Here is a 5,996-nt window from a genome sequence, read left to right as displayed (position 1 = left end):
CGGCAGGGGCCCGCGTCCCGCCGCCGGTGCCGTCCGGCTATCCCCGCGGCAGGGTGCCGGGGGCCGCGCGGCGGATGCGCGGGGTCCGGGCGCGGAACAGCCTGTGGCGGTTGCAGTGGACGAGGATCGTGCCGCTGCCGCGCATGGGGAAGCGCGTCTGGGCGTCCTGCTCGGGGTAGAGCCTCGTGACGGTCACCGTGTCCGAGGTGACGTAGGCCATGAAGCTCACGAAGTGCTCCTTGGTCATGGGGTGGTCGAGCGTCACGAGCCAGTCGTTCTCGACGCGCTCGACGCGAAACGCGTGCTCCCCGTCCTCGGAGGCCTCCTCGGCCTCGAGCGGGGGCAGCTGCACGCCGCAGCAGGAGAACGAGCCCTCGCCCAGAGCGTGCACGACGTTGCCGCAGATCGGGCAGACGTAGAGCTTCGAGCGCAGCATGTTGCCGGCGCGGTTGGCGTTCGTGCGCACGTCGCCGGTGAGCAGCTCGGCGACCGACACGCCTAGGGCGCGGGCGAGGTCCTCGATGAGCGAGATGTCGGGCAGGCCGCGGCCGCTCTCCCATTTGGAGACGGCCTTGTCGGTCACGCCGATGCGCTCGGCGAGCCCGCGCTGGGTGAGCCCGCGGCCCTCGCGCAGGGCGCGGATGGTGTCGGCGGTCAGGTAGGTGGACATCGCGGTCCTTTCGGTTCGGGGTCGTGAGGGGGCGCCCGATGGCCGTCCCGCGCATCATCGGGATGCGGGCGGGGGTGTCGAGGCGCGGGGCGCGGCCGGCGCGGCTGGCGCGCATCCCATTATGGGGACGGGCCGCGGTGCGCGCCACCTACGCTGCGTAGAGTGCGCCCGCCCGCATGCGGGCCCCAGCGTCCTCCCCGGGAAACGCGGACCGGTCCATGCGGTCCCGCGCGCCCCTGCGGAGGGCGCGCGGGCCCAAGCTGCGCCCGCTTCGTCACGGGGGGCGCAGCGCGAGAACGCGATCGGTGGGAGCCCTTCTAGCGCCCGAGCAGGCCGAGGACCTCGGATGCCATGGCGTCGACGGTCATGCCGTTCTCGGCGAGCAGCTCGTGGGGGTCGTAGCGGTCCGGGAAGCCGGCGTGCACGCCGTAGCAGCGCACGAGCACGTTGCGCGGGCCGAGGTAGCGGGCCACCCGCTCGCCCCAGCCGCCCTCCAGCACGCCGTCCTCCACCGTGACGACGAGGCGGTGCGTCGCGGCGAGCTCCTCCAGGCGGTCCCGGTCGAGCTCGGAGGCGAAGCGCGGGTCGATGAGCGTGGGCTCGACCCCGCGGCGCCGCAGCTCGTCGGCCAGGCGCTCGCCCAAGGGGAAGAAGCTGCCCAGTGCGAGGACGGCGACCTCGGAGCCCTCGCGCACGGTGAGGTAGCGGACCGCCTCGAAGCCCTCGCCGGGGGCAGGGGCGAGGTCGGGCCGCGCGTCCACCCCGCGGGCGGGCACGCGGATGGCGACGGGCGCCTCGCGCCGGTCGAGCGACCAGGCGAGCATCGCCTCGTACTCCTCGCGGCAGGCGGGGGCGAGCACGCGCAGGCCGGGCATGTCGCCCAGCATGGCGAGGTCGAAGAAGCCCAGGTGGGTCTGGTCGGTGGTGCCGAACACGGACGAGCCGAAGACGAGCAGCGTGGCGGGAGCGGAGTTCAGGCACAGGTCGTGCCACAGCTCGTCGTAGGCGCGCTGCAGGAAGGTCCCGTAGATCCCGAGCACGGGATGGGCCCCCGCGCGGGCGAGGGCGGTCACGAAGGTGACGGCGTGCTCCTCGGCGATGCCCACGTCCACGAACCGGGCCCCGACGGCGCGGCGCCGCTCGGGGGAGAACCCCATGATGTAGGGGGTCGCCGCGGAGACGACGACGAGCTGCGGGTCGCGGTCCATGCGCTCGGTGAGCAGACGGCCGGTGAGCTCGGCGTAGTCCACCGGGGCGGGGCGGGTCCCGTCGGCCGTGGCGCGCCGGGCGGGCGCGTCCGTGCCGGCGAGGTCGAAGGGCCCCACATGGTGCCACGTCTCCGGGTCGCGCTCGGCGGGCGCGTAGCCGCAGCCCTTGCGCGTGCGGACGTGCAGGACGACGGGGCGGTCGGTGCCGCGCAGCGAGGACAGGGCCTCCACCAGGGCGCCGACGTCGTTGCCCTCGTCCAGGTAGCGGTAGTCGAGCCCCAGCGCGCGGAAGACGTTGTCCGGCGCCTGCCCGCGGGTCGCGCGCAGCTCGGCGAGGTTGCGGTAGATGCCGCCGTGGTTCTCGGCGATCGAGCGGTCGTTGTCGTTGATGACGATGATCAGACCGCTTCCCAGCTCGGAGGCGTTGTCGAGCCCCTCGAACGCCAGCCCGCCGGAAAGGGCGCCGTCGCCGATCACCGCGACGACGTCGTAGGACCCGCCCGCGAGGTCGCGCGCCTTGGCGAGGCCGCAGGCGAGGCTCACCGAGGTCGAGGTGTGGCCCATCGCGAACAGGTCGTGCTCGCTCTCGAGCGGGTTGGAGAAGCCGGAGACGTCCTGGTAGTGGGCGGGGTCGGTGAAGGCCTGCGCGCGGCCGGTGAGGATCTTGTGGGTGTAGGTCTGATGCGAGACGTCGAAGACGATCCTGTCGCGGGGGGAGTCGAACACGCGGTGCAGGGCGACGGTGAGCTCCACGACGGCGAGGTTGGACCCGAGGTGGCCGCCCACCGCGGACGAGCAGTCGAGCAGCGCACGGCGGATCTCCGCGCACAGCGACGGCAGCTCGGACGCGTCGAGCGCCTTGACGTCGTCGGGCGATGAGATGTGCGGTAGAAGCATGCTCGGCGACTCTCCCTCTCTCGTGCGGTGCGTGTGCGGAGGCGCCGCGCTTCGTCGTTCCCAAACAGAGTATCAAGACTGTGGCACAAAGTCCCAGGCGATGTGTGACGGCCTTGTGCGGACCCGCCCGGCGGGTCGGCGGGCGGCGCGCCGGGACCTGCGGGGGCGCGGGCACGCGCCGCGGCCGGAACGCCTGGCGAGGCGGGGCCCCGCCCCGCGCCCCGTCGTGTGACAGGGGCGTTTCAAAGGTTTCGCGGGCGTTTCCGGACCGGGTCCGCGATGCTACGGGCGGTTTTCCATTCGTCGAACCTCCCCGCCGGCACCCTGCCCGCGCGCGGCGCCGTGCCAAGATGTGCGCGTCGGATTCCCGCCCCGCCTCCGTGCGGGCAATCGAGGCGAGGAGGCCCCATGTTCGACACCGGATCCACGGCGTTCATGCTCATCTGCACCATGCTCGTGTTCCTCATGACCCCCGGCCTGGCGTTCTTCTACGGCGGGCTGGCGCGGCGCAAGAACGTCGTCAACACCATGCTCATGTGCCTTGCGGTCGTCGGCGTCGTCGGCGTGCTATGGGTGGTCGCGGGCTGGTCGCTCGCCTACGGCGGGGACGGCTCGCTGTCCTTCATCGGCGGGCTCGACCAGCTGCTCGCCCTGCCGACCGTCTCCGACCTGCTCGCCGAGACGTCCACCCCGCCGGCGGACGCGACCTACCCCTCCGTGGTGGACATCGCCTTCCAGATGGCCTTCGCCATGATCACGGCGGCCATCGTGACCGGGTCGCTCGCCGGGCGCGTGCGCTTCGGGTTCGCCATGGCGTTTCTGGCCGTGTGGGTGCTCGCGGTCTACGCGCCGCTCGCGCACATGGTCTGGGGCGGGGAGGGGTCGCTGATCGGCGACGTCATCGGCGCGCTCGATTTCGCCGGGGGCGACGTGGTCCACATCTCGTCGGGCGTCACCGGCCTCATCCTGTGCCTGCTCGCCGGCGGCCGCCGCGGGTTCGGCCAGCTGAGCTACCGCCCGCACAACGTGCCGTTCGTCACGCCGGGGGCGGGGCTGCTGTGGTTCGGCTGGTTCGGATTCAACGGGGGCTCGGCCTTCGCCGCCGACGGGATCGCCGCGCTCGCGATCCTGAACACGGTGACCGCGAGCGCGGCGGGGCTCGCCTCCTGGATGGTCGTCGAGCGCGTCGCGACCGGCAAGCCCACCCTCGTGGGCGCGAGCACGGGTCTGGTTGCGGGGCTCGTGGTGGTCACGCCCGCCGCCGGCTTCGTGGAGCCGTGGGCGGCGCTCGTCATGGGCGCGGTCGTGTCCCCCGTGTGCTACCTCGCCATCTCGCATCTGAAGGCGCGCCTGGGCTACGACGACGCGCTCGACGCGTTCGGCTGCCACGGCGTCGGCGGCATCCTGGACGGCGTGCTCACGGGTCTGTTCTGCGTCCCCGAGCTCTCCTGGACCGAGCACGGCGGCCTGCTGTACACGGGCGACCCGTCGCTTCTGGTCGACCAGGTGCTCGGCATCGCGGTGACGCTCGTCGTGGTGGTCGTGCTCGACCTGGCGATTGCCTGCGCGATCCGCGCGCTGATGGGCGGGCGGGTCCGCGTGGACGAGGCGGACGAGGCGATCGGGCTGGACGTCGCCGAGCACGGCGAGAGCGCCTACCCCGCGTTCAGCGGTCTGGACTGAGGCGCGGCGGCCCCCGGGCGCCCCGTCGTGCCGCGGGGCGCTTCCCGGGGGCGGCCGTCCGGAGTCCTGCGGCGCGGGGCCGACGGGGCACTTCCCGAGGGGCCGGCGGTCGTCCGCGGTGTCGCGACGGTGCGCCGATGCGGGTCGGCGCCCTCGCCGAAGGAGGCCGGGCCGGGCATCCGGCCCGGGAGGATATGGGAGATCGGAGGAGACCATGATGGGTACGGCGATGAAGGGCGCGGCCTCGACGGCCGGTATCGGGACGGGGGCCGCGGTGCGCGGACGGGCGGCGTACGAGGTGCGCGCCGTGGAGGCGCCCCTGCGCGGCCAGGGTCCTGATGCGGCGGACGAGCCCGCTGAGCTCCTTACCTACCTGCGCTCGTCGATGCTGCTCGCGCGCTGCGGGCGGTCGGGCGCGGGCATGCGATGAGAGGCGCGGGACCGCGGCGCCCCGGACGATGAGGAGGACGACATGAAGCGGATCACGGCGATCGTGCGTGCCGAGAAGCTCGAGGCCCTCAAGGAGGCGCTGTTCGAGGCGCACGTGCGGGGCATGACCATCGTGCAGGTCCAGGGCTGCGGCAACAGCCACGGCTGGACGGAGTACGTGCGCGGCAGGCAGGTGCCGCTGAACACCATCCCCAAGGTCCAGTTCGACCTGGTGGTCGACGACTCGCAGGTCGACGACATCGTGGCGGTCATCTGCGCGGCGGCGCGCACCGGCGAGGTGGGGGACGGGAAGATCTTCGTCGCCCCGGTCGAGGAGGTCGTGCGCATCCGCACCGGCGAGCGCGGCTCCGCGGCGGTGTAGGCGGGAAAATAGGGACAGTCACTTTTTTCCCGCAGGATGCCGTGCAGGACGGGCTCGGCGGGTCAGCGGAGGTCGAGCCTCATCACCATGAGGTTCCGGCGCTCGCCGAGCAGGGGCACGTCGACGTCGCGGTCGCAGCGGACGAAGGACATGCCGCATTTCTCCATGACGCGCCGCGACTTCCCGTTGCCCGTGTAGTAGCCCGCCCAGATGGTGCGGGCGCCCAGCTCGTCCCGGGCGCGGGCGATGAGCGCGCGCAGGGCCTCCGGGCAGTAGCCGCGGCCCCAGAACGGCCGGCCGACCCAGTAGCCCGCCTCGTACTCGCCCGCTCCGCCCACGAGGTCGCTCGCCTGCGCGCCCATGAGCGATATCGCGCCCACGAGCGTCCCGGCGGGTTCGCGCGCCGCCACCGCCGCGTCCTGCGCGCCGCCGGCTTCCGCGGTCCCCGGTGAGCCCGCGCCGTCCCCGCCACCGGTGCCGCCGGTGCCGCGCAGGGTGATCGCGTAGCTCTCCGGCCCGCGCAGGACGTCGCGGATGACCTCCAGGCTCTGCTCCTCGCTCCCGTGCACGAACCAGCCGGCGGCGGGCCCCACCTCCGGGTCGCGCGCGAGGCGGTAGAGGGCGGGCGCGTCGGCATCCTCCCAGGGGCGCAGGATCAGGCGCTCGGTCACGATGGTGGTCATGGGTCCTCCCTCGTCATGCGGATCCCGGTGTCGCCGGTCGCCGG

Annotated in this window: 6 protein-coding genes; 3 read left to right on the top strand and 3 right to left on the bottom strand. The window is 73.3% G+C overall.

The window, feature by feature from the left end; all coding sequences use genetic code 11:
* Positions 1-37: 37 nt before the first annotated feature.
* On the bottom strand, positions 38-670 hold the full coding sequence (locus PHA29_RS06895; protein ID WP_270848840.1) for a helix-turn-helix domain-containing protein: 633 nt from the start codon (positions 668-670) through the stop codon (positions 38-40).
* 317 nt (positions 671-987) lie between these two features.
* The gene (locus PHA29_RS06890; RefSeq protein WP_270848838.1) at positions 988-2,775 is read right to left on the bottom strand and encodes a 1-deoxy-D-xylulose-5-phosphate synthase; all 1,788 of its coding nucleotides are present in this window, start codon (positions 2,773-2,775) and stop codon (positions 988-990) included.
* 408 nt (positions 2,776-3,183) lie between these two features.
* On the opposite strand from PHA29_RS06890, the gene PHA29_RS06885 reads away from it, so the two are divergent.
* From PHA29_RS06885 to PHA29_RS06875, 3 genes are all read left to right on the top strand, one after another.
* Positions 3,184-4,458, top strand: coding sequence for an ammonium transporter (locus PHA29_RS06885; RefSeq protein WP_270848836.1), 1,275 nt, complete (start codon positions 3,184-3,186; stop codon positions 4,456-4,458).
* Between the two features lie 214 nt (positions 4,459-4,672).
* Complete coding sequence (locus tag PHA29_RS06880) at positions 4,673-4,888, top strand: hypothetical protein (protein WP_270575051.1); 216 nt, start codon at positions 4,673-4,675, stop codon at positions 4,886-4,888.
* 42 nt (positions 4,889-4,930) lie between these two features.
* Positions 4,931-5,269, top strand: a complete 339-nt coding sequence (locus PHA29_RS06875) for a P-II family nitrogen regulator (RefSeq protein ID WP_270404811.1) — start codon at positions 4,931-4,933, stop codon at positions 5,267-5,269.
* A gap of 62 nt (positions 5,270-5,331) precedes the next feature.
* Here the strand turns inward: PHA29_RS06875 and PHA29_RS06870 are convergent, their stop codons facing one another.
* Positions 5,332-5,952, bottom strand: a complete 621-nt coding sequence (locus PHA29_RS06870) for a GNAT family N-acetyltransferase (protein ID WP_270848834.1) — start codon at positions 5,950-5,952, stop codon at positions 5,332-5,334.
* Between the last annotated feature and the right edge of the window lie 44 nt (positions 5,953-5,996).

Source organism: Candidatus Collinsella stercoripullorum (assembly GCF_027669965.1).
GTDB classification, from domain to species: Bacteria; Actinomycetota; Coriobacteriia; order Coriobacteriales; family Coriobacteriaceae; genus Collinsella; species Collinsella stercoripullorum.
The sequence above is the reverse complement of the archived record's forward strand: the minus strand, read 5'-3'. Positions and strand labels throughout refer to the sequence as shown.